This window comes from Streptomyces sp. M2CJ-2 (genome assembly GCF_016757295.1).
In the GTDB taxonomy this organism is placed as follows: Bacteria; Actinomycetota; Actinomycetes; order Streptomycetales; family Streptomycetaceae; genus Streptomyces.
This window is the reverse complement of the sequence record NZ_JAESIF010000004.1, coordinates 115,783-139,926: the sequence shown is the minus strand read 5'-3', so window position 1 is coordinate 139,926 and position 24,144 is coordinate 115,783. Positions and strand designations below refer to the sequence as shown.

Annotated in this window: 27 protein-coding genes; 7 read left to right on the top strand and 20 right to left on the bottom strand. The window is 69.9% G+C overall.

Translation table 11 applies throughout. The annotated features are described in order from the left end of the window. Positions 1–80: 80 nt before the first annotated feature. Positions 81–284 (bottom strand): hypothetical protein, encoded by a 204-nt coding sequence (locus JL475_RS06220; protein ID WP_109381746.1) that lies wholly within the window; start codon positions 282–284, stop codon positions 81–83. A gap of 379 nt (positions 285–663) precedes the next feature. Further along, positions 664–945: an acylphosphatase gene (locus JL475_RS06215; RefSeq protein ID WP_109381744.1), complete on the bottom strand. Its 282-nt coding sequence runs from the start codon at positions 943–945 to the stop codon at positions 664–666. Positions 946–1,106: 161 nt separating this feature from the next. On the opposite strand from JL475_RS06215, the gene JL475_RS06210 reads away from it, so the two are divergent. Further along, positions 1,107–2,444 carry a CAP domain-containing protein gene (locus JL475_RS06210; RefSeq protein ID WP_202276208.1) on the top strand — a complete coding sequence of 446 codons (1,338 nt, stop codon included), beginning with the start codon at positions 1,107–1,109 and terminating at the stop codon, positions 2,442–2,444. A gap of 20 nt (positions 2,445–2,464) precedes the next feature. Here JL475_RS06210 and JL475_RS06205 read toward each other — a convergent pair whose 3' ends face one another. Genes JL475_RS06205 through JL475_RS06185 form a run of 5 tightly spaced genes read right to left on the bottom strand, consistent with a single transcriptional unit; the run spans position 2,465 to position 5,901 of the window. Then, positions 2,465–3,706, bottom strand: a complete 1,242-nt coding sequence (locus JL475_RS06205) for a site-specific integrase (protein ID WP_202276206.1) — start codon at positions 3,704–3,706, stop codon at positions 2,465–2,467. After that, complete coding sequence (locus JL475_RS06200) at positions 3,706–3,900, bottom strand: helix-turn-helix domain-containing protein (RefSeq protein ID WP_202276204.1); 195 nt, start codon at positions 3,898–3,900, stop codon at positions 3,706–3,708. Before JL475_RS06200 ends, JL475_RS06205 begins: the two co-directional genes overlap by 1 nt. Then, a complete protein-coding gene (gene repSA, locus JL475_RS06195; protein WP_307824982.1) occupies positions 3,897–5,324 on the bottom strand; it encodes a replication initiator protein RepSA in 1,428 nt (475 codons plus the stop codon). Before repSA ends, JL475_RS06200 begins: the two co-directional genes overlap by 4 nt. Continuing rightward, a complete protein-coding gene (locus JL475_RS06190) occupies positions 5,321–5,722 on the bottom strand; it encodes an XRE family transcriptional regulator (RefSeq protein ID WP_202276202.1) in 402 nt (133 codons plus the stop codon). Before JL475_RS06190 ends, repSA begins: the two co-directional genes overlap by 4 nt. Then, positions 5,719–5,901 carry a hypothetical protein gene (locus JL475_RS06185; RefSeq protein WP_202276200.1) on the bottom strand — a complete coding sequence of 61 codons (183 nt, stop codon included), beginning with the start codon at positions 5,899–5,901 and terminating at the stop codon, positions 5,719–5,721. Before JL475_RS06185 ends, JL475_RS06190 begins: the two co-directional genes overlap by 4 nt. A gap of 263 nt (positions 5,902–6,164) precedes the next feature. On the opposite strand from JL475_RS06185, the gene JL475_RS06180 reads away from it, so the two are divergent. Both JL475_RS06180 and JL475_RS06175 read left to right on the top strand, forming a co-directional pair. After that, positions 6,165–6,488 (top strand): putative quinol monooxygenase, encoded by a 324-nt coding sequence (locus tag JL475_RS06180; RefSeq protein ID WP_202276198.1) that lies wholly within the window; start codon positions 6,165–6,167, stop codon positions 6,486–6,488. Further along, the gene (locus JL475_RS06175) at positions 6,481–7,719 is read left to right on the top strand and encodes a helix-turn-helix domain-containing protein (protein ID WP_307824981.1); all 1,239 of its coding nucleotides are present in this window, start codon (positions 6,481–6,483) and stop codon (positions 7,717–7,719) included. The genes JL475_RS06180 and JL475_RS06175 overlap by 8 nt, the downstream gene beginning before the upstream one ends. Before the next feature lie 362 nt (positions 7,720–8,081). Here JL475_RS06175 and JL475_RS06170 read toward each other — a convergent pair whose 3' ends face one another. Next, the gene (locus tag JL475_RS06170; protein WP_202276196.1) at positions 8,082–8,639 is read right to left on the bottom strand and encodes a hypothetical protein; all 558 of its coding nucleotides are present in this window, start codon (positions 8,637–8,639) and stop codon (positions 8,082–8,084) included. A gap of 1,146 nt (positions 8,640–9,785) precedes the next feature. Here JL475_RS06170 and JL475_RS06165 point away from each other — a divergent pair. Next, complete coding sequence (locus tag JL475_RS06165; protein ID WP_202276194.1) at positions 9,786–10,184, top strand: helix-turn-helix domain-containing protein; 399 nt, start codon at positions 9,786–9,788, stop codon at positions 10,182–10,184. Here the strand turns inward: JL475_RS06165 and mutM are convergent. The 9 genes from mutM to JL475_RS06120 form a co-directional block, all read right to left on the bottom strand. Beyond that, complete coding sequence (gene mutM, locus JL475_RS06160; protein ID WP_202276192.1) at positions 10,160–11,017, bottom strand: bifunctional DNA-formamidopyrimidine glycosylase/DNA-(apurinic or apyrimidinic site) lyase; 858 nt, start codon at positions 11,015–11,017, stop codon at positions 10,160–10,162. The genes JL475_RS06165 and mutM overlap by 25 nt on opposite strands. An 86-nt stretch (positions 11,018–11,103) precedes the next feature. Further along, the gene (rnc, locus tag JL475_RS06155) at positions 11,104–11,922 is read right to left on the bottom strand and encodes a ribonuclease III (protein WP_307824980.1); all 819 of its coding nucleotides are present in this window, start codon (positions 11,920–11,922) and stop codon (positions 11,104–11,106) included. Positions 11,923–11,971: 49 nt separating this feature from the next. Next, positions 11,972–12,145 carry a 50S ribosomal protein L32 gene (gene rpmF, locus JL475_RS06150; RefSeq protein ID WP_003951102.1) on the bottom strand — a complete coding sequence of 58 codons (174 nt, stop codon included), beginning with the start codon at positions 12,143–12,145 and terminating at the stop codon, positions 11,972–11,974. 2 nt (positions 12,146–12,147) lie between these two features. Next, positions 12,148–12,801, bottom strand: coding sequence for a DUF177 domain-containing protein (locus JL475_RS06145; RefSeq protein WP_202276190.1), 654 nt, complete (start codon positions 12,799–12,801; stop codon positions 12,148–12,150). A gap of 150 nt (positions 12,802–12,951) precedes the next feature. Next, entirely contained in the window at positions 12,952–14,028 is a 1,077-nt protein-coding gene (locus tag JL475_RS06140; RefSeq protein ID WP_202276188.1) for a cell division initiation protein, read from the bottom strand. Between the two features lie 120 nt (positions 14,029–14,148). After that, the gene (gene coaD / locus JL475_RS06135; protein ID WP_202276186.1) at positions 14,149–14,628 is read right to left on the bottom strand and encodes a pantetheine-phosphate adenylyltransferase; all 480 of its coding nucleotides are present in this window, start codon (positions 14,626–14,628) and stop codon (positions 14,149–14,151) included. Positions 14,629–14,654: 26 nt separating this feature from the next. Next, the gene (gene rsmD, locus JL475_RS06130; RefSeq protein ID WP_202276184.1) at positions 14,655–15,245 is read right to left on the bottom strand and encodes a 16S rRNA (guanine(966)-N(2))-methyltransferase RsmD; all 591 of its coding nucleotides are present in this window, start codon (positions 15,243–15,245) and stop codon (positions 14,655–14,657) included. A gap of 155 nt (positions 15,246–15,400) precedes the next feature. Then, positions 15,401–17,629 (bottom strand): ATP-dependent DNA helicase RecG, encoded by a 2,229-nt coding sequence (gene recG / locus JL475_RS06125; protein WP_202276182.1) that lies wholly within the window; start codon positions 17,627–17,629, stop codon positions 15,401–15,403. Between the two features lie 186 nt (positions 17,630–17,815). Then, complete coding sequence (locus JL475_RS06120; RefSeq protein WP_202276180.1) at positions 17,816–19,546, bottom strand: DAK2 domain-containing protein; 1,731 nt, start codon at positions 19,544–19,546, stop codon at positions 17,816–17,818. Between the two features lie 268 nt (positions 19,547–19,814). On the opposite strand from JL475_RS06120, the gene rpmB reads away from it, so the two are divergent. Further along, complete coding sequence (gene rpmB / locus JL475_RS06115) at positions 19,815–20,000, top strand: 50S ribosomal protein L28 (RefSeq protein ID WP_004924906.1); 186 nt, start codon at positions 19,815–19,817, stop codon at positions 19,998–20,000. A 124-nt stretch (positions 20,001–20,124) separates the two neighbouring features. Here the strand turns inward: rpmB and thiD are convergent, their stop codons facing one another. Beyond that, positions 20,125–20,946, bottom strand: a complete 822-nt coding sequence (gene thiD / locus JL475_RS06110) for a bifunctional hydroxymethylpyrimidine kinase/phosphomethylpyrimidine kinase (RefSeq protein WP_202276178.1) — start codon at positions 20,944–20,946, stop codon at positions 20,125–20,127. After that, positions 20,943–21,908 (bottom strand): thiamine-phosphate kinase, encoded by a 966-nt coding sequence (locus tag JL475_RS06105; protein ID WP_202276176.1) that lies wholly within the window; start codon positions 21,906–21,908, stop codon positions 20,943–20,945. Before JL475_RS06105 ends, thiD begins: the two co-directional genes overlap by 4 nt. A 229-nt stretch (positions 21,909–22,137) precedes the next feature. On the opposite strand from JL475_RS06105, the gene JL475_RS06100 reads away from it, so the two are divergent. Together JL475_RS06100 and JL475_RS06095 are read left to right on the top strand one after the other, a co-directional pair. Beyond that, positions 22,138–22,371: an Lrp/AsnC family transcriptional regulator gene (locus JL475_RS06100; RefSeq protein WP_052579718.1), complete on the top strand. Its 234-nt coding sequence runs from the start codon at positions 22,138–22,140 to the stop codon at positions 22,369–22,371. A gap of 20 nt (positions 22,372–22,391) precedes the next feature. Then, positions 22,392–22,898, top strand: coding sequence for a DUF3515 domain-containing protein (locus tag JL475_RS06095; protein ID WP_202276174.1), 507 nt, complete (start codon positions 22,392–22,394; stop codon positions 22,896–22,898). A 34-nt stretch (positions 22,899–22,932) separates the two neighbouring features. Here JL475_RS06095 and JL475_RS06090 read toward each other — a convergent pair whose 3' ends face one another. Then, the gene (locus tag JL475_RS06090; RefSeq protein WP_202276172.1) at positions 22,933–24,090 is read right to left on the bottom strand and encodes a D-alanine--D-alanine ligase family protein; all 1,158 of its coding nucleotides are present in this window, start codon (positions 24,088–24,090) and stop codon (positions 22,933–22,935) included. Positions 24,091–24,144 lie beyond the last annotated feature (54 nt).

Genomic DNA, 24,144 nt, shown 5'->3' with positions numbered 1-24,144 from the left:
CGTCCCTTGCACTTCTGACGACGTGGCGGTGGTGACGGGCGAACCGACCGCTGCCGTGCCGGGGTGGAGCGGTGCAGCGATCAGGTCAGCGCAGGCTCCGCCTGGTGTGCGTCAACGCTCTCCATGATCCTGTCGTGAGAAGCGGCAGCCGCGAGCTCGTCGTTCTCCGCCTGGATCCGTACGAGTTCGGATTCCAGATCCTGGACGCGCCGCTGGAGCCGTCGCATCTCGGCGAGGAGTCGAGGGTCGGAGCCGCCGACGTAACCGAGAAGCGCCTTTGCCATGATGGATGGTCCTCCACAATGCGTGACCGACCTGTGCGGTGTGGGTCGTGAGGGATGAGCACCCGCGGTGCTTGGCAGACCTGGAGTTGTACTGCCGTTCAGCCATGCCAAACAGCTAAGGTGCGCGGGGCTTTCAGCGTCTCACCAAAAAGTTTGACGGTCAACACGATCACGCCCCGTATCGGCGGATGGCCGAGCGTGTACGGCCGTCGGGCGGTGACGGCGCCGCTCGTGCCGACCCTCGGGGCGTGGTGGACCGGATGCGCGGGGAAGCCTCCCACGACGGGGGCGTTCTTGGCAATCACCAGGAGCTTTCCGCGCTTTCGGACCGGCCGGGGCGCCCTTCCCGGACCCCGGGGGCTCCGGTAGGGCGGCGGGATCAGCGGATGGCGAAGCCCTCGTAGCCACCGCGGGGTGTGTCCCATATCTCGGTGACCCCGTCCACATGTCCGGGCGTGTCGCCGTCCTGGAGCCAGTCGAGCAGGTCCTCACAGCGTTCCCGGGAGCCCTCCGCGACCACTTGGACCCGTCCGTCACCCAAATTGAGAGCAAAGCCACTCAGGCCGCCGATCTCCAGCGCCTTGGCCCGGGTGAACCAGCGGAAACCCACACCTTGGACCCGCCCTCGCACCCAGGCGACCAGTCGCACATCCTCGCTCATGACTGCAACCTAACCGGACAATGTCACTCGGGGCACTCCCTCCCCTTGCGCCATGCGGTACCGTCCCGATCGAACGAATCTCATATGAAACTCACTCGATCGTGTGAGTTTCGTGTTGATCGCGAGGACGAGTCGACCGCAAGGACCAGGAAGGCCAGGACATGGGACGCCACCGACGCTCCGACGCCGGCCGCGCCGCCACGGGCCGCGCCGCCACGGAGGTCACTCAGCACGACGGCCGGTACCACGGGAGCCCCGACCCGCTGAGCGCACACGCGGCGGACGCCCCGACGATGGGCATCGCCCCCTACCTGAATCCGGAGGCGTACGCCGAGACGTCCGCGAGGAGCGAGGCCTACCTCTTCGCGACGGAGGACGGCCCCGGCGACGGTCACGCCGTCGGCGACCTCACTCAGGACGGCTTCGCGCAGGACGGCTTCGCGTACGGCGACCACTCCGGAACCGCCTTCCAGGGAAACCGGGGGAACGTCCACCCCGGCGCCTTCCCGGCCGGCCCCGACCGCTCCGCGGCCGCCGCCGAGACGGCTGTCTTCGCGAGCGACGGCCTCCCGCCCAGGGACGTCCCGCGGGGTGGTTTCCCCGACGACGGCTTCACGCCCGGCGACGGCGACCGGCACTCGGGCGGCTCGGGCGGGCGGCGCCGGAAGAAGAAGGCCGCGACGCCCGTGCGCACCGGACTGCTCGGGGTCTCCGCCGCGGTGGCCCTCGGCACGGTCGCGGTGGCCACGGGCGCGGTACCGGGCCTCGAGAACTACAAGCTCGGCGGCGACAGCTCCCCCGGCGAGACGGTGGAGGCCGCGGGCACCCCGACCAACACACCCGGCGAGCAGGGCGGCACCTCGGGCAGCCTCGAGAGTCCGGGCCGTGAGGCCGGCACCCCCGCCAGCCGTGACTCCGAGCGCTCCACCTCGCCGAAGCCCTCGCCGTCGGCCCCCTCGGCCGAGCAGTCGAAGACTCCGGAGGCGAAGGCACCGGAGAAGGTGCCGGAGCAGCGGAAGCCGGCGGTGACGCCGAGCGAGAAGCTCGAGACGACGCCGCCCCGCAAGGCCGCTCCGAAGCCGGAGAAGCAGGCGCCGAGCAGCCCGGTGACCGTCTCCGAGGAGGCCGCCGCCGGAGCCCAGGTGCTCCAGCTGGTCAACCAGGAGCGGGCGAAGGTGGGCTGCAGCCCGGTCGCCGCGAACAGCGCGCTGACGGGCCTGGCCGCGGCGTTCAGCCAGGACATGGCCGAGCGCGGCTTCTTCGACCACACCGACCCCGACGGCGACACCCCGTGGGACAGGGCGAAGGCTGCCGGGATAGCCGACCTCGGCGGGGAGAACATAGCCCGCGGCCAGGCGACCGCCGCGGCCGTGATGGAAGCCTGGATGGACAGCCCCGGCCACAAGGCGAACATACTGAACTGCGACTTCAAGACGCTGGGCGTGGGCGTGCACTTCGGGCCGGGCGGCCCGTGGTGGACCCAGAACTTCGGCTACTGAGATAACCGCAGGTCAGAGACCTAGTCCCGCTCCTGGGCCGTCTCGGGGCCGTCTTCCGTAGGTTCGTCGTCCTGGAACACGCGGTCCACGGCGGCCCGGGTCCGGGTCTCGCTGGTCGGCATCAGGTGCGTGTACGTGCGCAGCGTGAAGCCGGGGTCATGGTGGCCCAGGTACTCACTGAGAGCCTTGATGCTCTCCCCCGCGTCCAGGAGCACCGAGGCGTAGAAGTGCCTCAGCGCGTGCATGCCGTTGTCCCGCCCGATCTCCACGCCCGCAGTGCGAAGAGCAGGCCGCCACACGCGATCGTTGAAGCGGTTCCGATCGAGGGCCAGGCCCATGGAGCCGGTGAAGATCAGCGACGCCGTGACCGGAGGGCCGTCGAGCGTCTTCCACGGCAGGGTGACCTCTACGGCCGGGTGACGCTTCAGGTGCGCAGCCAGCGCGAAGGCCACCGACTCGGGCAGGGGCACGTCACGTTCCTTGCCTCCCTTGGGCGGGGCGAACACCGCCCGATGACGTTGCAGCAGCTTGACCTGCCGGACCACGTGCATCACCCCACCGAGGAAGTTCACGTCCTCCACGGCCAGGCCGAAGACCTCCCCCTGTCGCAGGCCGCATCCGGCAGCGACGTTCACGAGAGCCTGGTAGCTCTCCGGCAAGGCCGCTCGAACCGCCATGACCCGTTCGACAGGCCAGGGCTTGACCTTGCGAGGCTCGAGACGAGGAGCTCGCACCGACCGAGCGCTGCACGGGTTCACGCGAATGATCCGGTCCTCTACGGCAGCCGTGAAGACCGTGGAAACGTGCGCGAAGATCCCGCGCCGGTATCCGGCCGACAGCCCTCGGTCCTCCAAGGTGCGCAGCCACAGCCGGAGATGGGACGGGGTGAAGGAGCCCATCGGCCGCGTACCCAGGTGAGGGATTGCGTGGAGCCGCAACCGGCTCTCGACGGACTCCCGTGTCAGGGGGTCCGTGATCTGCGTGGTCATCCACTCCGTGGCGTACTGCTCGAACGTGACCTTGCCAGCGTCCGGGCTGACGTAGTCGCCGCGCGACATGTCCGCCTCGATGTTGGCGAGCCACTGTTCCGCCTTGCGCTTCTGCTTGTCCGGGAAGCTCTTGGACTTCTCGGAGCCGTCAGGGCCGACGTACCGGGCCCGGTAGCGCAGGCCGACGCCGAAGCGGTCGGTCTTGACCTTGACGGGCTTGCCGTCGGGGCCGGTCTCGACCTTGTACCAGCGGTCCTGGATGTGCCCGGCCATCAGGCGGCCCCTTCCATCTGGGACTCGACCCAGACACGGACGTCCTCGGGGTCGAAGCGGAGATGCCGGCCGACGCGGAAGCCGCGCGGTCCGGTCTGCTTGCGGCGCCACTGGTAGACGGTCTCGACCGGGACGCCGAGGAGGTCGGCCAGGTCGACCGGGGTCAGGTAGCGGTCGGGCAGCGAGCGCCTCATGCCCACACCTCCATGTCGTCCATGTCGTGCAGGTCGGCGAGTGCTTCGCGTGCTGTCTCTCGGTTCAGTCGGATGTCCTTCGCGATGGTGGCGGCGAGCCAGGATTCGCCAGGGCTGTGGCCCTGTCCGGCGTAGGTCCAGTGGGCGAGCACGAGCGTGGAGCCCTCCGTGGCGTCGAGGTCTTCGGAGAGCCCGCGTTCGCGGCGTTCCTGGCGTGCGCGGTAGTCGGCCCGGACCTGGCGCAGCGCGCCGAGGGTGGTGGAGTACCGGCGGGACTTGGTGGAGAAGTGCCCGCGGAAGCCGAGCATGTGCGCCCAGCGCCACAACAGCCGGTCCGGGTAGGCGTCGTCGAGGTCTCGGCAGGCTTCGATGAGCCGCCGGGTGTGGGCGGGCAAGGGAAGCTTGTCCAGCTCGGAGAGCTCCCCGATCCGGCGGTCCACGGTGCCGGTGGTCTCGGCCGCCTTGGTGGCGTACTTGGCCACGTAGGAGGCCACCGCCTGTTCGGTCAACTCCTCTTGTCCCAGGGCGCCGATGGCCTGGACGTCGACCTGCGTGCCCCAGCGCAGCACGCGGGCGGGGAAGTCCCCGGACGCGGGCACCGGTACGGCGACCCGGGCGGCGGCGGCCCTGATAGCACCGTCCAGGAGGGCGACCGTGGCCCAGGCCGGGGGCGGGGTGTCCGGCCCGTCCGGGCCATCGAGGCGCACCACGGCGTGGAAGTGGACGGCGCCGCGTTTCTGGAACTCGGCGACCTTGCCGAAGGAGACCCGGCATTCCTCGCGCAGGGCGGTCTGGGTGATGCCCGCGCGGGCGGCGATCTCCCGGCGCAGGTAGATGGTGAAGCGGCGCCACAGGTCGCCCGCGTGGTTGTTGAACAGCACCGACCCGGCGTAGTCGTACGAGACCGGATCGAGCGCCGTACCGAGGGCCGGATCATCCTCGGCGTGGGAGCTCCCGCAGCGGCAGCGGCCCGACTGAGGGCGGTTGTGGACCGGGCCGAACGAGGGCGCGGTGAGGGTGGCGAACACCCGGGGGTGATCCCGCACGGTCGCGGGCACGTCCTTGCGTTCGTCGCCGGTGATCCCGGCGCGGATCAGGTGATAGGTGTCGCCCGCGTAGGTCCAGGCGCAGGCCGGGCAGCGCGAGGCCCGCCGGTTGCCGCAAGCCACCCGGAGCCGTCCGTCCGGCTCCTGCTCGGTCGAGTACGCGTACAGGACGTCGCCGGATTTCGCGTCGCGGGTGACCGTCGAGCCTTGCAGGTGGATGGGGTTGGAGCAGCCGCCGGTGCGGCGGATCTGCTCGCGCCAGCGGTCGAAGCCGGGGGTGTTGGCGACCCGGAGCAGGTCGGCCAGGGTCAGCGGGTCGGTGCCCACGGCCGCCGCCACATCAGCGACGGCGGCCGGGGGGACGGGCAGGTGGGTCACGCGGCCACCTCGCCGAGCCGGGTCAGCAGCCGGTCGACCAGGCATTCAAGGTCGCCCACACGGTCGGCCAGCGTGGCCGTGCCCGTCGGGCGGGTCAGGCCAAGCTGATCCGGGGTCGAGCGGAAGACCGCGCAGAGAAGGACCTGATAGGTCGGGCCCGGTTGGTGGGTGCGGTTCTCCCAGCGGGACACGAGGACCTTGAGCGAAGCCTCCGAGGCGATGTCCCAACCCCAGTGGTCGGCCAGGAGCAGCAGCGCGCGCACCACCTTGTGCTGGGACCAGCCGCGCGCCAGCCGGGCCTGACCGAGCGGGGTGTTCGGCGCCCGCAGAGGCGAACGAAGCGGCTGCACCGGAGGGGCAGGAGCGTCTGTCAGAGGGACGACGACTGAGGCGGTCATGCGGCCACCACCCCGGCGAGGAAGGCCAGCGGCTTACCGGTCTCCCAGTCGAAGGGCACCGCCACCGGGCAGCGCTCCCGACCACGGGCGTTGTGGACCAGAACACCGACACCGTCCACCTTGATCCAGTCCGCACCACCGGCGACCCCGCATGCCCAGCACGGCGAGGGGACGACCACGGCGCGGTCACGGCGAGAGAGAGGGGCAGTTAACGGCGCAGAGTGCGGAGCACGGCGCGTCACAGGCATGATGAGACCTCCCCTAGAGGGACGCCCCGGGCGGTGTCGTGATCTTGGCAGAGAGCACACGGCTCGGGGCGCTCGTGTGTAGTGGAGCAGCAATTCGAAGCTACCCGCAGTAAAACTGCGAGTCAACAGAATCTCTGCGACTAGCAGGAAATCTTCGATCCTGCGATGCTGGGAGGCGACTCAAGGGAGGAACGATGAGCAACTTCGGACTGTTTGTCCGCTTCACGCTCAGGGACGGTGCCGCCGAAAGCTTCGATGCGCTGGTGCGTGAGACCACTGCTGGGATCAAGGCCAAGGAGCCGGGCACACTCGTCTATGCCTGCCACACGGTCGAGGGCGAGCCGAACCAGCGGATCTTCTTCGAGCTGTACGCAGATCACGCAGCGTTCGAGGAACATGAGCGCCAGGAGCACACCCGGCACTTCCTGTCCGAGCGCGACAAGTACGTCGTGAAGACCGAGGTCGACCGCATGGCCCCGTACACCGGGAAGTACCCCACCGAGGTCGACAGTGACTGACACCGACGCCCGCGCAACCGGACAGCGGATCAAGGAACTCCGCCGAGCCGCCGGCATGTCCCAAAGCGACCTGGCCATCGCCATGGAGCGCTCGGAGAGCTGGGTCTCTCAGGTGGAGCGCGGTGTGCAGCCGGTGGAGCGGCTCTCTGTTCTCCAGGCACTGGCTGATGCCCTCGGAGTGTCGGTCCGCGACGTGCGCCCGGACGCAGGCGCACCCGCCGAGGGGCCCAAAGAAGTGCAGCCTCCGGCGAGCAACGACCTTGACGCCCTACGTGTGGCGCTGACTGGACATCCCGCCCTCAGCAGCCTCTTTGACGAGCCAAGCACCGAAGCGACGGCATCCACAGACGAACTGCGGGTGCAGGTCGATGAAGTGTGGGATCTCGCTCACGCGTCGAAGCACGCGGCGCTCAGTGAGCAGCTTTCCGCCTTGCTCCCGAGCATCGAAGCAGCCGTTCGCCACGCGCCCGCCAGCGACCGCCTAGAGCTCCACGCTCTCAGGGCACGCGCCTACCAGGTCGCTGCAGCCGCATTCGTCCGGCAGGACGAGGCAGACGCGGCATGGATCGCAGCAGACCGGGCCCTACAGGCAGCCGAGCTGGCGGGTAAGCCGCTGGAGGTCGTCGCCAGCCTCTTTCGGATGGCACACGCCTTCATCCGTCAGCAGCGAACCGAGCAGGCCGAGCGCGCCGCTTCATCCGCAGTGGCAGTGCTGGCCCCCCGTGCCGAGTTGCAGAGCTGCCCGCCCGAGGAACTGTCCCTGCTAGGCGCCATGAACCTCGTGCTGGCAGTGATCAACGCGAGGGAGGGACAGCGTGCCGAGACCCACCAGCACATTGGTCAGGCCCGGGAGATTGCCGCCCGCCTCGGTGAGGACCGGAACGACTTCGACACCGAGTTCGGCCCTACCAATGTCGAGCTTCACGCGGTCGCAACGGCCGTCGACCTCGGAGACGCCGGTCTCGCCCTGGACGTCGCCAGCAGTGTTGACCCGAGCGGACTTTCCCCGGAGCGACAGTCCCGTTTCCTGCTTGATGTGGCGCGGGCCCACGCGCAGCGGCGACACGTCGGCGAGGCCGTAGCCGCACTCCTGGACGCCGAGAAGCTGGCACCAGAGCAGATCCACAGCCATCACTCCGCCCGTACGGTGGTCCGTGATCTCGTCCAGCTCTCCGGGAACCGGATTCCCAAGCCGTTGGCGCAGCTCGCAGAGCGCATGGCCATCAACTGACACCCAGCCTGTTACGGGTTTCTCTACCTCATCAAGCACCCGTCGTCGCTTCGCTCCTCCGGGCGGGCGCGGGCGGCCGGCGGCGCCCGCGCTCTTGTCTCCGCCCCGCTCGGCACCGCCGGCCGCCCGCGCCCGCCCAAGAGGTAGGCACACCGTGCATGAGGTCAGAACACGTCGTGGCTGGGGCAGTCGGCTCCGCGACTTTAGCCAGCCACTTTGGCGCGAGCCTCGCAGATCATGGCCCCAACGTCGTGCTTTAGCGGGCAGGTCCACAGACTGCCCGACGCGCCGGAAGCTTACGGGGCCATGATCACTCGCGCCAAAGCAGCTCCCGGCCAAAGTCGCTACGCCGACCGCGTGCGCTACCTCAGCCCAGGGGCATTGCCCCCAAGTACGCCTCTGGCGGCTTCCTGGAAGTTCAGGACAGCCCGGTCAACCTCCGCCTGGGCCTCATCTCGATCAGGAGCGTCGTAGATCCATAGCCTCTGTGACTGTCCTACGTTGTCCCCGCTTACTTGGACGAGTTCTCGGAGCAGTGCCCAACAAGCTGAGATGACTTGATCAGCAGCGGTCCTCATCTCAGGAGGGCCTTCGAGGGCGACAGTGGCGCCCGCCTCCTTCAGGACCATGATCGAGGCTTCAGTGGCTGGGAGCTCAGAGGCAATCGGATCATCGTCGTGCGGTGGAGGAATGACCCTTCCCGCCTCCTCGAACTTCCGCTCAACCTCGTGATACGCGGTGAGGAAGGCGACGTACGCTTCACGCCGTGCCTCGCGGTGCATGATGTGCCGTTGTTCATCACGGTCTAATTGCTTGTCTAGGCGCTCCTGTCGCCCCTTGAGCAGGGTGAACGCCCCTGTCAAAGTCACACCAGCCAACGCACTGGCCGCGCTGATGAGCGCCACTGACTGTTCAGCCATGCCGTCTCCCACCCCAACCATCAATGGGCCCCACGGCCAACCGAGGGACCCATCGATCATGCTCCCCATAGACCAGGCTCAGCTGTGACCGATACCAGCAAGGTGATCAAGGTCACTACATAGTGCCACATGCGTACCAGACCGAGCGGAGAAGCACGGGGAACCACGGCGACAAGCAGTCCGCTCAAACGAGATCGGCCCCTGACCAAACTTACTGGTCAGGGGTCGATTCCCACTAGCGTGGCGGCGCCAGGATTCGAACCTGGGAAGGCTGAGCCTGCAGATTCACTGACTTCCTAACAGAGCGGTATAGCAGAGATATCACCATCGATCTTGATCGAGCCCTCATGTATGAAGCGGGGCCGCCCAGCGTCATCCGCGCCGATGTAAGCCCACCATGACGTGCCCTCGACCTTTTGACCTCGCACATGACAACTCAGCGAAATCGAGGATCCGTCAGCGAGACTTCCGATGGCAGCCTGTTTCAAATCGCCCGGTTTCGGAGTGTCACGCACTTGAAGCGGAGCCCCGGAGCCCGTCCGCACAACCGCACCGATCATGGCGCTATGTGTCCGGGTCGGGGACTCATTGGAATGGAACTGCTGTACACAACCGATCACGGTGGCCACAGTGCCTACCGCAGCAAAAAAGTTCTTAAAAAAGGAACCAAGCATGTGTGTCTTCCCGGAGGGGCAGCGGCTGACTCCAGCCGCTGGAGCGGTCCAGAGGAGGCGCTTTCCTCCCTTCTCTCGCCAGCGTGCACACCATCGTGGGGCAAATCATGTGATCTGGGAAGGGTCGACAGATATCTCATCGCACCTACCGAGGAACGAGCAGCGAAGTAGCGCCCCATTCGGGCCGTCTCGGGGCCGCCAAAGGGCGCTCAGCGATGACCAACGCTGACAACCATCGACAGCTAAGCCGCAGGTCGCAGCGTTGATCGATTACGCGGACGCAGGTCAGGGACCCGACCCTTCACTTCTTCGGCTACTAGCCGGACGTCAGCGGTACGCGCGGTACGTGGACGGCGGTTCGGGGCTTCCCGGGCCGCCGTCCGTGTTTCCCGGTGCTTCTCGGCACGTCTCGGCACTGACTTTCAGTTAGCGCATTCTGCTGGTAAGCGCTGCGCTGAAGTACGCTGATCGCATGACGACCACGCGGCGGTACCCGGGGGATCCGGGGCTTCCCTACAACGCGTTCGCCAAGGAGTGCCCCTCACGCGGCACGCTGGAGCATGTGACGGGGCGCTGGGGCGCGCTGACGCTCGGGGCGCTGTCCGAGGGCTCGCTGCGCTTCAACGAGCTGCGCCGCCGCGTCGACGGGGTGAGCGAGAAGATGCTGTCCCAGACGCTGCACGCACTGGAACGCGACGGCCTGGTGCACCGCGAGGCACAGCCGACCAACCCACCCCGGGTGGACTACGAACTCACCCCGCTGGGCCACGAGGCCGCGCGGCGCGTGCTGTCCCTCATCCACTTCCTGGAGGACAGCATGGACGACGTGCTCCTGGCGCGGGAGAGCTACGACGGGCGCGGAGCCCGCTGACACCTCGGGCAGAAGTAGCTGGACCGGTTCATCCAGGGCCGCCGGCGTATCGGCGTGCCGCAGCGACGGCAGGGCAGGTCCTCCCGCCCGTAGGCGTCGAGGGACCGGTCGAAGTAGCCCGACTCGCCGTTGACGTCGACGTAGAGACTGTCGAAGCTGGTGCCGCCCACCGCGAGGGCCGCGTTCATCACGTCCCGCACATGGTCCAGGAGGAGCTGGGAGCGCGGGCGGGTGAAGGTCTCCGTCGGGCGCTCGTAGTGGATGCGGGCCCGCCACAGCGCCTCGTCCGCGTAGATGTTGCCGACGCCGCTGATCAGCGACTGGTCCAGCAGGGCCCGCTTGATGGTGGTGCGTTTGCGGCGCAGGGCCCGGTGGAAGGCGTCGTCGTCGAAGAGCGGGTCGAGCGGGTCGCGGGCGATGTGCGCGATGACGTCGGGCAGGCCCTCGGAAGTGCTCTCGTGCAACGACAGCCCGCCGAAGGTGCGTTGGTCGACGAAGCGGAGCTCGGTGTCCAGGGCGTCCGTGAAGCGGACCCGGACCCGCAGATGCTTCTCGTCCACCGCCGTGTGCGGCTGGACCAGCAGCTGGCCGCTCATGCCGAGGTGGGCCAGGACGGACTGGCCCGTGCCCTCCAGGGGCAGCCACAGGTACTTGCCGCGGCGGCTGGGGACACCGACACGACGCCCCTTCAGACGGTGCGTGAAATCCTCGGCGCCGGCGATGTGGCGGCGTACCGCACGCGGGTGCAGCACCTCGGCCTCGGCGACGGTCCGGTGGGCGACCCACCGCTCCAGTCCCCGCCGTACGACTTCGACCTCGGGCAACTCGGGCATCGTTCCCCCTCCGAGGATCGGTCCACGAGTGCGACCCGAGCGCCCGCCAGGGGCGGGCGCTCGGGTCGCACTCGGCGTGTGTGGCGTCAGGCGGAGGCCGACGGTGCGTCGACGGCCGGTTCGGCATCCGTGTCGACGTCGGCGGCCGGCTCGTCCGTCTCGGCCTCGGCCGCCGCCGCGGCACGTTCGTCGGCCGCGGTCCGGATGGACCGCCAGGCCGACTCGGCGGCCTGCTGCTCCGCTTCCTTCTTGCTGCGGCCGGTGCCGGTGCCGTACGAGACGCCTCCGACGCGGGCGGCAGCAGTGAAGGTCTTCTCATGGTCGGGGCCGGTCTCCGTGACCAGGTACTCGGGCACGCCGAGTCCTTCGGTCGCGGTGAGTTCCTGGAGGCTGGTCTTCCAGTCCAGGCCGGCACCGAGGTTCGAGGACTTCTCGATCAGCGGGTCGAACAGGCGGTGCACCAGTTCGGAGGCCGCCTCGAGGCCCTGGTCGAGATAGACCGCGCCGATCACCGCTTCGAGGGTGTCGGCGAGGATGGACGCCTTGTCCCGGCCACCTGTGCCCTCTTCACCGCGGCCGAGCCGGATGAAGGAACCGAGATCGAGCCCGCGGCCCACCTCCGCCAGCGCACGCGAGTTGACCACCGCGGCCCGCAACTTGGCCAGCTGGCCCTCGGGCAGGTCGGGGTGGGTGCGGTACAGCGTGTCCGTGACGACGAGGCCGAGCACGGAGTCCCCGAGGAACTCCAGCCGCTCGTTCGTCGGCAGGCCGCCGTTCTCGTACGCGTAGGAACGGTGGGTCAGCGCACGCACCAGAAGGGCGGACTCGACCTGGTAGCCGAGCCGCCCTTCCAGAAGCGTGTGGGACGAGGCCTGGTTGCTGTCCGCCGATCCGCTCCCGCTCACGCGGGACGACTGCTTCTTGGGCGTGGACACAGTGCCTCTCACCGGCCGCTCAGACCTCGAGGACCTGGCGCTTGTTGTAGGTGCCGCAAGACGGGCACGCGATGTGCTGCTGCTTGGGCTCGTGGCAGCGCTCGCACGCAACCAGGGTGGGGACCGCAGCCTTCCACTGCGACCGGCGGTGGCGCGTGTTGCTGCGCGACATCTTCCGCTTCGGAACAGCCACGGCTACTTCTCCTGCTTCTCGGCGGCGTTCGCAGGTCCTGGCCCGTCGCCGCTCATCTCGTCCTTCTCGCCATCTTCGAGTGAACCGGCGAGTCCCTGCAGTGCCGCCCAACGGATGTCGACGGCGTCGTGGTGGTGGTCCGGGTCGTCCGCGAGCCGGGCTCCGCATTCGGAACACAGGCCGGGGCAGTCGTCCTGGCACACCGGCTGCATCGGCAGTGCGAGCACCACCGCGTCACGCAGCACGGTCTCGAGGTCGAGCATGCCGTCCTCGAGGAAGAGCCTGTCCTCGTCGTCCTCGGCGTCGTCGCCCGGCTCCGCGATCACACGGCCCCGGTCGTCGGCGTCAGGGTACGAGAACATCTCCTGGAAATCCGCCACGAGCTCCAGCTCGAGCGGCTCCAGACACCTTACGCACTCCCCCTCGGCCGTCGCACGGGCGGTGCCCGTGACGAGCACCCCTTCCATGACCGACTCGAGTCGGAGTTCAAGCTCCACCGGGGCGCCTTCCGGCACTCCGACGACTCCCTGGATACCGAAGTCCCTGGGCGCCTCGACCGAGCGGGTCAGCCGCTGCAGCGCGCCCGGCCTCCGTCCCAGCTCGTGCGTGTCGAACACGAGGGGATTGCGGTGGTCTAGGCGGGCGTTCAGAGCCATTCCTGCTTTCGATCTTCGAGCTTGGGGGACGCCGACCCGTGGAGTTCCCGGGCAGCGTGGATCGCGGATGTGCACACGACCGAGGAGCCAGGATACTGGACCTTCGGCTCTCCGCCCAATCCGGTCCCGTGGTGACCGGCGACGGGCCGGTCAGCCGTTGCCGCGGCCCTGTTCGTAGGCCCGCAGCTGTTCGGCACTGATCATGCTGGTGTCGAAGAGGCTGGTCTCGTCGAGGACGGCCGGGGGCTGTTGCTGCTGCGGGACGTAGCCCTGCTGGGCCTGGCCGGGGTCGTACGCCGGCTGCTGCGGGGTCTCGTAGCCCTGGTAGGCGGCGTACGGGTCCTGCTGGGCGGCCTGCTGCTGGTAGCCGTACGGGTCCTGCTGCTGGGCGTAGTCCTGCTGCTGGTAGCCGCCGTACGGGTCCTGCTGCTGGGCGGCCTGCTGCTGGTAACCGTACGGGTCCTGCTGCTGCTGGGGCTGCTGCGGGATCCGCTGGGGGGCCGGGGTGTCCGACATGGCCGCGAGGTCGGCGAGGTAGTCGGCGTCGCTGGAGTGCTGGATCGTGGTGGGATCCTCGGCGAGGGCACCGAGGTCGTCGCTGGCGATCCGGCCGTGCAGGGTCTGACGGCCCCGGCCCACCGCCTCCAGGGTCTTGGCGAGAACCGCCTCGAAGGCACCGAGCTTGACGTCGACGTACTCGTCGGCGCTGCGGCGCAGGGTCTCCGGATCGTGGCTGCGCTCGGGGGCGTCGTCATCCTCGTAGCCCTGCTCGTCGAGGCCGGGTCCGGTGCCGAGCAGCTTCTCGCGGCCGCGGCCGACGGAGCCGAGTGTCTTGGTGAGGACGACCTCGAAGTTGGCGAGCTTGGAGTCGACGTAGTCGTCGGCCTCCGCGCGGACCTCCTCGGCCTCCTTGCGGGCCTCGGCGAGGATCCGGTCGGCCTCGGACTGGGAGCGGCGGGCGACCTCCGTGCCGGAGATCAGAGAGCCGCGCTCGGCGTGCGCGCCCTCGATGATCCGCTCGGCCTCCTGGCGGGCCTGCTCGACCATCTGCTCTCGGTCGCCGATGAGTTCCTGGGCCTGGGCCAGGGAGTCGGGCAGCGCCGCGCGTACCTCTTCGAGCATCGAGAGCAGCTCTGCGCGGTTGACCACGCACGAGGCCGACATGGGCATCGACCGGGCACCGGAGACCGCGGCGACGATCTCGTCCAGCTTCTTCTGCACGTCCACCGTGTGCTCGCCACTCTCTACAGCTGTGTTGGAGACGGACGCAACGACTGTACGGCCCCGGGCCGGGCGGGGAACACCGGCCGTCGGACTGCCGGGGCCCCCGCCGCCCCGGGGCGGCGCTCAGTCCCTGCGCAGCCGCTCGGAGAGAGCGGAGAGGACTTCCGGAGGCACCAGGTGCGAGACGTCGCCGCCCCAGGTGGCGACCTCTTTGACCAGGGAGGACGACAGGAAGCTGTAGGTGGGATTGGTGGGGATGAAGAGGGTCTCCACACCCGAGAGGCCGTTGTTCATCTGGGCCATCTGCAGCTCGTAGTCGAAGTCGCTGACCGCGCGCAGGCCCTTGACGATCGCGGGGATGTCGCGCTGCTTGCAGAAGTCGACGAGGAGGCCGTGGAAGGCTTCGACCCGTACGTTTCCGTACTCGGCGGTGACCCGGCCGATCAGGTCGATCCGTTCCTCGACCTCGAACAGGCCCTTCTTCGACTGGTTGATCATCACCGCGACGTAGACCTCGTCGTAGAGGCTGGAGGCGCGGCCGATGATGTCGAGATGTCCATTGGTGATCGGGTCGAACGACCCGGGGCATACGGCGCGGCGCACTTGTGATCCCTCGCTCTCCGGTCCGGTCATCGTGCGTCTTCGCACGTAGAGGCGGCGCGACCGTACCAAAACGTTCCCTCGCCGTAGCGACGGGCCCGGATCGCGTCGAAACCGGGCGGCCACCCGAACTCTCCGCCTCTGGTGCTGCGCTCCACGGTGACGACGGCTTCCTCGGCGAGCCACCCCCCGGAGCGGAGTGTGAGCAGGATCTCGCGAAGATCGTCGTCGGAGACGCTGTACGGGGGGTCCAGGAAGACGATGTCGTACGGCCCGGCCGCCGGCGGGGGTGTGCGGACGATCTGCTCCGCTTTGCCCGGTCTGACGTCGGCGCCGGGCAGTCCCAGCGCCCTGATGTTGTCCCGGACCGTGCGGACGGCCCTGGCGTCGGCCTCGACGAGGAGGGTGTGCCCCGCTCCCCGGGACAGGGCCTCCAGGCCCACGGCGCCGGAACCGGCGTACAGGTCGAGGACGCGCTCGCCGTCCAGCGGGCCACCGAGGAGGGCCTGCCAGGTGGAGAACAGGCCTTCGCGCGCACGGTCGGAGGTGGGTCGGGTGCCGCTGCCCGGCGGTACGCCCAGGCGGCGCCCGCCGGCCCGGCCGGCGATCACGCGGGTCATGTCCTGTGTCCTTGTCCTTGTCGGCCTTGTCGGCCTTGTCAGTCTTGTTGGCCTTGTCGGCCTTGTCGGTGCGCTCGGGATGTGTGTCGGGGCGTTCCGGCAGGCGTTCCCGTACGCGGCCGGGTGCCGCGTACCCGAAGGGTGGCTCCAGTCTGTCAGCCCTTCTCCAGGTACTGCTCCCGCTCGTCGTCCAGCAGGGCGGCCAGGGCCGTGCGCAGCCCGGGCAGGCGCTCCAGCTCGGGGTCGGCGGCGACGACCGCGGCCGCCTCCTCGCGGGCCTCGGCGATGATCTCCTCGTCGTCGATGACGGTGAGCATGCGCAGGCTGGAGCGGGTGCCGGACTGGGCCTGGCCCAGGACGTCGCCCTCGCGGCGCTGTTCGAGATCGATGCGGGAGAGCTCGAAGCCGTCGAGGGTGGCGGCGACCGCGCCCAGCCGCTGCCGGGCCGGGCTCGCCTCGGGCATCTCGGTGACCAGCAGGCACAGGCCGGGGGCCGAGCCGCGTCCGACCCGGCCGCGCAGCTGGTGGAGCTGGGAGACGCCGAAGCGGTCCGCGTCCATGATCACCATCGCGGTCGCGTTGGGGACGTTGACCCCGACCTCGATGACCGTGGTGGCGACCAGGACGTCGGTCTCGCCCGCGGCGAAGCGGCGCATGACGGCGTCCTTGTCGTCGGGCTGCATCCTGCCGTGCAGGACCTCCACGCGGAGGCCCTGCAGCGGGCCCTTCGCCAGGTGGTCGGCGACGTCGAGGACGGCGAGCGGCGGACGCTTCTCGGCGTCGGCCTCCCCCGCGGCCGCCGGGGGCTTCTTCTTCCCGGCCTTCGGATCGTCCTCCTCGTCACCGATGCGCGGGCAGACCACGTACGCCTGATGGCCGCCCTCGACCTCCTCGCGCACCCTCTCCCAGGCGCGGGACAGGAAGTGGGGCTTGTCGGCGGCGGGGACGACATGGCTGGCGATGGGCGAGCGGCCGGCCGGGAGCTGGTCGAGGACGGAGGTCTCCAGATCACCGAAGACGGTCATCGCGACCGTGCGCGGAATGGGGGTGGCGGTCATGACGAGCAGGTGCGGGGGCTGCTTGCCCTTGCCGCGCAGGGCGTCGCGCTGTTCCACACCGAACCGGTGCTGCTCGTCGACGACGACCAGGCCCAGGTCGTGGAACTGGACCTTGTCCTCGATCAGCGCGTGGGTGCCGATCACGACGCCGGCCTCGCCGGTGGCCAGGTCGAGCAGGGCCTGGCGGCGGGCCGCCACGCCCATGGAGCCGGTGAGCAGCACCACCTTGGTGGCGTTCTCCGCCCCGCCCAGCATTCCTCCCTCGGCCAGCTCGCCCATCATCTCGGTGACCGACCGGTGGTGCTGCTGGGCGAGCACCTCGGTGGGCGCGAGCATGGCCGCCTGCCCCCCGGCGTCGACGACGGCGAGCATGGCGCGCAGGGCGACCAGGGTCTTTCCGCTGCCCACCTCGCCCTGGAGCAGCCGATGCATCGGGTGCTCCGTCGCCAGGTCGTCGAAGATCTCCTTCGAGACCTTCTGCTGGCCCTCGGTGAGCGTGAAGGGGAGGCGGTCGTCGAAGGCCGTGAGCAGGCCGTCCGGCCTCGGTCTGCGGGCGACGGCGGGAAGCAGGGCGTCGGCATGGCGGCGGCGGGCGAGGGCGACCTGGAGGACGAAGGCCTCGTCCCATTTGAGGCGGGCGCGGGCGTCCTCGATGTCGGCCCTGGTCTGCGGGCGGTGGATCTTCAGCAGGGCCTCGGGCAGCGGGACCATGCCGCGTCCCTCGCGCAGTGCGCCGGGGAGGGGGTCCACGGCGTCCCGGGCGCCGGGCAGGACGGTCTGGAGCGCCTTGCCGATCTTCCAGGACTCCAGCTTGGCCGTGGCGGGGTAGATCGGGATCAGCGCGCCGGCCCAGGTCTCCACGCTCTCCTCCGAATCGCCGCGCAGCAACTCATAAGCGGGGTGGGCGAGTTGGAGACGGCGGTTGAAGACGGAGACCTTGCCGGCGAACATCGCGCGGGTGCCCGGCAGGAGTTCCTTGTGCGGTTTGTGGACGCCGTTGCCGAAGAAAACCAGTTGGAGCCGGCCGCTGCCGTCCGTGATGGTGACCTCCAGGCGCTGGCCCTTGCCGCGCGGGGCCCTGGAGGAGGCGAAGGTGTGCAGGCGGGCGTCGGCGACCTGGGCGACCACGGTGACGTGCTCGTCCATGGGGAGGTCGGCGAGGTGCGTGAGCTGGCCGCGCTCCTCGTACCTGCGGGGATAGTGATGGAGGAGGTCGCCGACCGTGTGCAGGCCGAGGTGCTCGGCCATCACCTTCGCGGTGGGAGGGCCGAGCACCGACTTCAGCGGCTGTTCCAGTGGTTCTCGCAGTGCGGGCACGAGATCCATTGCACACCAAGGCGCTGACAAAGCGGGAACGCGGGAGCCGAAAAGCTCCTGGACGTCTCGGGAAATCCCTGGTCAGGCGAGTCGTCGGGGCTTCAGGACGACGCGCCCCGGCACGTACCGGGCGTACGGGCCGGGCGTACGCGCCGGTCCAGAGCGGCCGCGCTCACGGCGGAAGGGACCCGGCGTTCACTCCACGCCGATGAGGAGCAGGGCGCCCTGTCTGCCGCCGTGGTAGAGCACCGTGTCGACGGCCAGGTAACCCTCACGGACCCGGGCCTCCAGGTGGGCGGCGAGGGTGCGGGGGGTCTCGTCGCCGAGGACCAGGGTGACCATCTCTCCGCCCGCGGCGAGCATCCGGTCCAGGACGGCCGCGGCGGTGGCCGTGACATCGTCGCCGATCACGGCCACATCACCGTCGATGAGGCCGAGGACGTCGCCGGCCTGGCAGATGCCGGCCATGGTCCAGGACTGCCGTTCGGCGACGGTGACCTCGGCGTACCGGGTCGCGCCGGCCGCCGAGGTCATCGCCACCACGTCCTCGTCGAAACGGCGCTCCGGTTCGTGCACCGCGAGCGCCGCGATGCCCTGGACCGCGGAACGGGTCGGGATGAGCGCCACCCGGAGCCCTTCGGCGCGGGCCTGTTCGGCCGCCGCGGCGGCGGTGTGACGCAGATCCTCGTCGTTGGGCAGCAGCACCACCTCACGCGCGTGCGCCCGCCGCACGGCCTCGACGAGTTCACCGCTCGCCGGCGGCTCACCGGGCCGGGCGAGCACCGTGGTCGCACCGGCCTCGGTGTACAGACCGGCCAGCCCCTCTCCGGGCACCACGGCCACCACAGCCCGCTGGGCACGTTCCTGGAGCGGACGCCCGGCACCGGAGGTGTGCGCGTCACCGGCGCCGAAGTGCGTGATCCGGATACGGTGCGGGCGCCCCGCCTCGACCCCCGCCTCCACGGCGGCGCCGGCGTCGTGGACGTGGACGTGGACGTTCCACAGTCCGTCGCCGCCGACCACGACGAGCGAGTCCCCGAGACCGTCGAGCCGCTGCCGCAACCGTTCCACGGCCTCGTCCGAGGCCTCCAGGAGGTAGATCACCTCGAAGGCGGGCCCGGTGAGCCCCGTCGCCCCCTCCCCCTCGGCGCACTCCGCGGACCCGGCGGACGCGCCGTGCTCCCCGCGCGCGTGGCGCACGGAACCGGGCTCCGGGCTTCTCGGCGTCTCCCCCGTGAACGTCTCCACCAGCGCCCCGAGCACCGCCACCAGTCCCCGGCCGCCCGCGTCCACCACTCCCGCCCGCCGGAGCACGGCCAGCTGGCCCGGTGTCGCGGCGAGGGCCGCGCCGGCTCCCTCGTAGGCCGCCCGCGCGACCGCCCCGCAGTCGCCCGCCGCGCCGTCGGCCGCGTCGGCGGCGGCCGAGGCGACGGTGAGCACGGTGCCCTCGACGGGGTGGGCCACGGCCTGACGCGCGGAGTCGGCCGCGTTGCGCAGGGCCTGCCGCAGTCCTTGGCCGTCGGCGTGGGCCTCCGTCTCGTACCCGGCCAGCACTTGTGCCATCCCCCGCAGCAACTGCGCCAGGATCGTCCCGGAGTTACCGCGGGCACCGATCAGCGCACCGTGCGCCATCGCCCGCGCCGCGTCGGCCAGCGTGGGTCCCCCGGGACCGACGGGGCCGTCGGTCCCGTCGGGGTCATGAGCCCTGTCGATCCGCTCGGCCTCGTGCCCTGCGAACACCGCCTCGACCGCCGTGGCGGCGGACTCGACCGTCAGGTAGAGATTCGTACCGGTGTCGCCGTCCGCCACGGGGTAGACGTTGATCGCGTCGATCTCCTCACGCGCCCGGCCGAGGGCGTCGAGCGCGAGTCCGCACCAGGCACGCACCGCGAGAGCATCGAAGAATGTCTGCGGCACCTGCGCCACCTGCGCCTCCCTGAGCTGCCGGCCGTGGCTCGCAGCGTAGACCTTGGGGTGCCGGGAGGCGGAAGCGGGCCGGGACGGGCCCCTGAGCTGCCATGGTAGTTTCGTTCTGCTGGTGCAGCCGTTGTATGCTGCTCCGGTTGCCCGATCCGAATCGGGCCTCTCCCTGGCAAAGCCACTCAGATTCCCAAGGGCTCCTGGAGCTCCGGCATCCTGATTCCGGCCGTGCCGGGATCAACCGTAAGTGCATCTGAAGTCTTTGGAGTGACCCGTGGCTGCCAACTGCGACGTCTGCGGCAAGGGGCCGGGCTTCGGCAACAACATCTCGCACTCGCACCGCCGTACGCCCCGTCGCTGGAACCCGAACATCCAGCGCGTGCGTACCGTGGTGGGCGGGACGCCGAAGCGCGTGAACGCTTGCACCTCGTGCATCAAGGCCGGCAAGGTCTCGCGCTGACGCTCTCACTGAGCGCGCGGCCACAGCTGGTCCACCGCACTGAGCCGGTCCACCCGAAGTGGACCGGCTTTTTGCCGTGCCCGGGCGGACGCCTCCCGCACGTACGTCTGCCGGGCGGACGCCCTCAGCCCGTGTCGGACCGCGTCAGCACCCATCCGTGATCCACCGGCCCGATTCCGCCGCCCAGCGCGAACCCGGCCGCGATCGCCCCCGTGACGTACTCCTTGGCGGCCGTCACCGCCGCCGGAACCGGCCTGCCCTTCGCCAGGTGTGCGGCGATCGCCGAGGCGAGGGTGCAGCCCGTGCCGTGGGTGTGCCGGTTGTCGTACCTCGGGGCGCGCAGCCAGTGCTCCTGCGAACCGTCCGTCAGCAGGTCGACGGCCTCGCCCGTGTCCCCGGCGAGGTGACCGCCCTTGATCACGACCCACCGCGGCCCGAACGCCAGCAGCGCCTCCGCGGCCCGGCGGAAGTCCTGCTCCGACTCCACCCGCACACCGGTGAGTTGCGCCACTTCGTCCAGGTTCGGCGTGGCCACGGTCGCGACCGGCAGCAGCTTCGTCCGTACGGAGTCCAGCGCGGAGGACGCCAGCAGCGCGTCCCCGTGCTTGGAGACTCCGACCGGGTCGACGACCACCGGCGCCCGGGTCCCGGAGATCAGATCGGCCACCGTCTCGACGAGTTCGGCGGAGGCCAGCATGCCGGTCTTGACCGCCTGGACGCCGATGTCGTCGACGACGCTGCGGTACTGGGCCCGTACCGCCTCCACCGGCAGCGGCCAGGCGCCCTGCACACCCAGGGAGTTCTGCGCGGTCACCGCGGTGATCACGCTCATGCCGTGCGTGCCCAGCGCGAGCATCGTCTTCAGGTCGGCCTGGATTCCCGCGCCCCCGCCGGAGTCCGAGCCGGCCACGGTCAGCACCCTCGGTGGAGCCGTCCCGGAGCTCATGACTCGATGCCCCCGAAGTGGTCCCAGCCGGCCTGAGCGGTCCAGGGGGCCCCGTCGACCGTCACCTGGGGCAGCGCCGAGGGGTTGAGCACCTCGCCTATCACCTTCCAGCGGGCGGGCAGTTTCACGTCCGGCGGGAAGGTGGCCACGATCGCGTGGTCCTCTCCCCCGGTCAGCACCCACTGCATCGGGTCGACACCGACGGCCTGCCCGATGTCGTTCATCTGGGAGGGGATGTCGATCGCCCCGGAACGGATGTCGATGCGCACCTTGCTGGCCTCGGCGATGTGCCCGAGGTCGGCGATCAGTCCGTCGCTCACGTCGCACATCGCCGTCGCGCCCAGCCCCGCGGCCGCCGGGCCCGCGTGGTACGGCGGTTCGGGGCGGCGGTGCGCCTCGACGAAGGCGCGCGGCGAGCGGAAGCCGCGTGAGAGCACCGCGTGTCCGGCCGCGGACCAGCCGAGCCAGCCGGTCACCGCGACGAGGTCGCCGGGCTGTGCGCCGCCCCGGGTCACCGCCTCCTGGTTGCGCAGGTCGCCGAGCGCGGTGATCGAGACCATGATCGTGTCACCGCGGACGACGTCCCCGCCGACCACCGCGGCACCCGCGACCTGGCACTCGTCGCGCAGGCCGTCCATCAGTTCCGAGGGCCAGGTCACCGGCAGTTCCGCGGGGACGACCAGGCCGAGCAGCAGCGCGGTCGGTACGGCGCCCATGGCGGCGATGTCGGCGAGGTTCTGGGCGGCGGCCTTGCGGCCGACGTCGTAGGCCGTGGACCAGTCGCGGCGGAAGTGACGGCCCTCCAACAGGATGTCGGTGCTGGCCACGACCCTGCGGTCGGGTGCGGCGACCACCGCGGCGTCGTCGCCCGGGCCGACCCGGACCGCCGGCGTGGTGGTGAGACGGGAGGTGAGCTCCCTGATGAGCCCGAACTCCCCGAGCTCACCAACAGTGCCCTTCATTTCCCCAGCTCCCCTTCTTTCCCTGTCCGTTCCCGGTTCCGTGCCCGGTCGCGAGTCGTCTGTGTCCTCGCTACGGTCGAAGTGACCGTCACCTTCTGTCCAGTTTCTGTCCGGTCCGGGCCCCGGCGCGCGGGGTCCGGGTCCCGCGGGTCTCCCCGCGAAGAGCGGCGACGCGATACCGTGGCGTTCCTTTTCCCCACATGATCCTCGTGGCCGCTCTGGAGGTTTCGTGGTACAGGCGTACATCCTGATCCAGACGGAGGTCGGCAAGGCGTCGACCGTCGCCGATCTGATCGGCAAGATCCCCGGAGTCATCCAGGCCGAGGACGTGACCGGACCCTATGACGTCATCGTGCGCGCCCAAGCCGACACCGTCGACGACCTGGGGCGCATGGTGGTCGCGAAAGTCCAGCAGGTGGACGGCATCACCCGCACCCTGACCTGCCCGGTCGTCCATCTGTAGCCCCCGTCTACCCTGTGCCGGTGAGCTCCTTCCGTCACCGTCACGCAGTCCTGCCCGCACTCTCCGCCGCCGTGCTGATCACCGTCGTGGGCTGTTCCTCAGCAGACGACAGCGCGTCGACTGCGGTTCCCAGCCCGGGCGCGAAGGTCACCGAGCTGTGCCGGAACCTGGACAAGGACCTGCCGGCGACGGTGGACGGTGAGAATCGCGACGATCCCGAACCCGCGTCCGAACTGACCGCGGGCTGGGGCGGCGTGGCGATCATACTGCGGTGCGGTGTGGGGCAGCCGCCGAAGATGATCGATCCCAAGGTGGCGAACGGCAACGACCCGGACGCGATGGCGGGGGGCGTGAACGGCGTCAACTGGCTGATGGAACAGCAGGACGACGAGACGTACCGCTTCACGACCGCCGGCCGTGAAGCCTATGTCGAGGTGCGGGTGACCGACGGACGGGACAGCACGGGCGTACTGATCGATCTCGCCCCGGCCGTCAAGAAGGCGATCCCCGAGGGGATCGCCTTCTAGGGTCTGCCGTCACCGGTCCGGGGCCGGCTGGGGCTCAGCGCAGTCCGGTCGGGCGGCGGAGCGCCGCCCGCACCAGCAGGTCCACCAGCTCCGAGTACTCGACGCCGGCGGCCTGCCACATCTTCGGGTACATCGAGATGGGCGTGAAGCCGGGCATCGTGTTGATCTCGTTGATCACGAACTCGCCGTCCTCGGTGAGGAAGAAGTCCGCGCGCACCAGCCCCTCACAGCCGCCCGCCTCGAACGCCTCCACCGCCAGCCTGCGCACCTCGGCCGTCTCCTCGTCGGTCAGCGGTGCGGGCACCAGGCCGGGCGTGGAGTCGATGTACTTGGCCTCGAAGTCGTAGTAGGCGTGCGCGTCGGGGGGCGGGATCTCGGCGGGGACCGAGGCACGCGGACCGTCCTCGAACTCCAGCACACCGCACTCGATCTCACGGCCGCGCAGGGCCGCCTCCACCAGGATCTTCGGGTCGTGCCGCTGGGCCTCGGCGATCGCCTCGTCCAGGCCGGAGAGGTCGTCGACCTTGGTGATGCCGATCGAGGAGCCCGCCCGTGCGGGCTTCACGAACAGCGGCCAGCCGTGCTCACCGGCGAAATCGATGATCCTCTTGCGGGCGGCGGACTCGTCGCGCTCCCATTCGCGCGGCCGGATCACCACGTACGGGCCGACCTTCAGCCCGAAGGAGGTGAACACCCGCTTCATGTACTCCTTGTCCTGGCCGACGGCCGAGGCCAGTACGCCGGAGCCCACGTAGGGGACGCCGGAGAGCTCCAGGAGGCCCTGCAGGGTGCCGTCCTCCCCGTAGGGGCCGTGCAGCACCGGGAAGACGACGTCGACCTCGCCGAGCGCCTTGGGCACCGAACCGGGCTCGCTGTAGACGACTTCACGGTTGCCGGGATCGAGGGGGAGCACCACCGCGCCCTCGGTCGAGTCGGCGAGCTGGTCCACACTGGGCTGCCGACGGTCGACGATGGCCATGCGGTCCGGATCGTCGGCAGTGAGCGCCCACCGGCCGTCCTGGGTGATGCCGATCGGCAGGACCTCGTACTTGGTCCGGTCGATGGCCTTGAGGACGGCGCCGGCGGTGACCACGGAGATCCCGTGCTCGGAGCTGCGCCCGCCGAACACAACGGCCACACGCGGCTTGCGAGGCGGCTGCTCGGGGCTCTGGGGAAGGTTCTCGGTGCTCATATGGCGATGAGAGTACCCGGTGGTACAGCCACGATGAAGCGCCCGCGACGCGGC

Coding starts and splice junctions, on each gene's coding strand:
- JL475_RS06215 (WP_109381744.1), bottom strand. CDS start 945: ATGAGCGAGGATGTGCGACTGGTCGCCTGGGTGCGAGGGCGGGTCCAA.
- JL475_RS06165 (WP_202276194.1), top strand. CDS start 9,786: ATGACGACCACGCGGCGGTACCCGGGGGATCCGGGGCTTCCCTACAAC.
- JL475_RS06210 (WP_202276208.1), top strand. CDS start 1,107: ATGGGACGCCACCGACGCTCCGACGCCGGCCGCGCCGCCACGGGCCGC.
- JL475_RS06200 (WP_202276204.1), bottom strand. CDS start 3,900: ATGAGGCGCTCGCTGCCCGACCGCTACCTGACCCCGGTCGACCTGGCC.
- JL475_RS06180 (WP_202276198.1), top strand. CDS start 6,165: ATGAGCAACTTCGGACTGTTTGTCCGCTTCACGCTCAGGGACGGTGCC.
- mutM (WP_202276192.1), bottom strand. CDS start 11,017: ATGCCCGAGTTGCCCGAGGTCGAAGTCGTACGGCGGGGACTGGAGCGG.
- JL475_RS06205 (WP_202276206.1), bottom strand. CDS start 3,706: ATGGCCGGGCACATCCAGGACCGCTGGTACAAGGTCGAGACCGGCCCC.
- thiD (WP_202276178.1), bottom strand. CDS start 20,946: ATGAGCTCCGGGACGGCTCCACCGAGGGTGCTGACCGTGGCCGGCTCG.
- JL475_RS06090 (WP_202276172.1), bottom strand. CDS start 24,090: ATGAGCACCGAGAACCTTCCCCAGAGCCCCGAGCAGCCGCCTCGCAAG.
- rsmD (WP_202276184.1), bottom strand. CDS start 15,245: ATGACCCGCGTGATCGCCGGCCGGGCCGGCGGGCGCCGCCTGGGCGTA.
- JL475_RS06220 (WP_109381746.1), bottom strand. CDS start 284: ATGGCAAAGGCGCTTCTCGGTTACGTCGGCGGCTCCGACCCTCGACTC.
- recG (WP_202276182.1), bottom strand. CDS start 17,629: ATGGATCTCGTGCCCGCACTGCGAGAACCACTGGAACAGCCGCTGAAG.
- JL475_RS06145 (WP_202276190.1), bottom strand. CDS start 12,801: ATGGCTCTGAACGCCCGCCTAGACCACCGCAATCCCCTCGTGTTCGAC.
- JL475_RS06170 (WP_202276196.1), bottom strand. CDS start 8,639: ATGGCTGAACAGTCAGTGGCGCTCATCAGCGCGGCCAGTGCGTTGGCT.
- JL475_RS06105 (WP_202276176.1), bottom strand. CDS start 21,908: ATGAAGGGCACTGTTGGTGAGCTCGGGGAGTTCGGGCTCATCAGGGAG.
- JL475_RS06190 (WP_202276202.1), bottom strand. CDS start 5,722: ATGACCGCCTCAGTCGTCGTCCCTCTGACAGACGCTCCTGCCCCTCCG.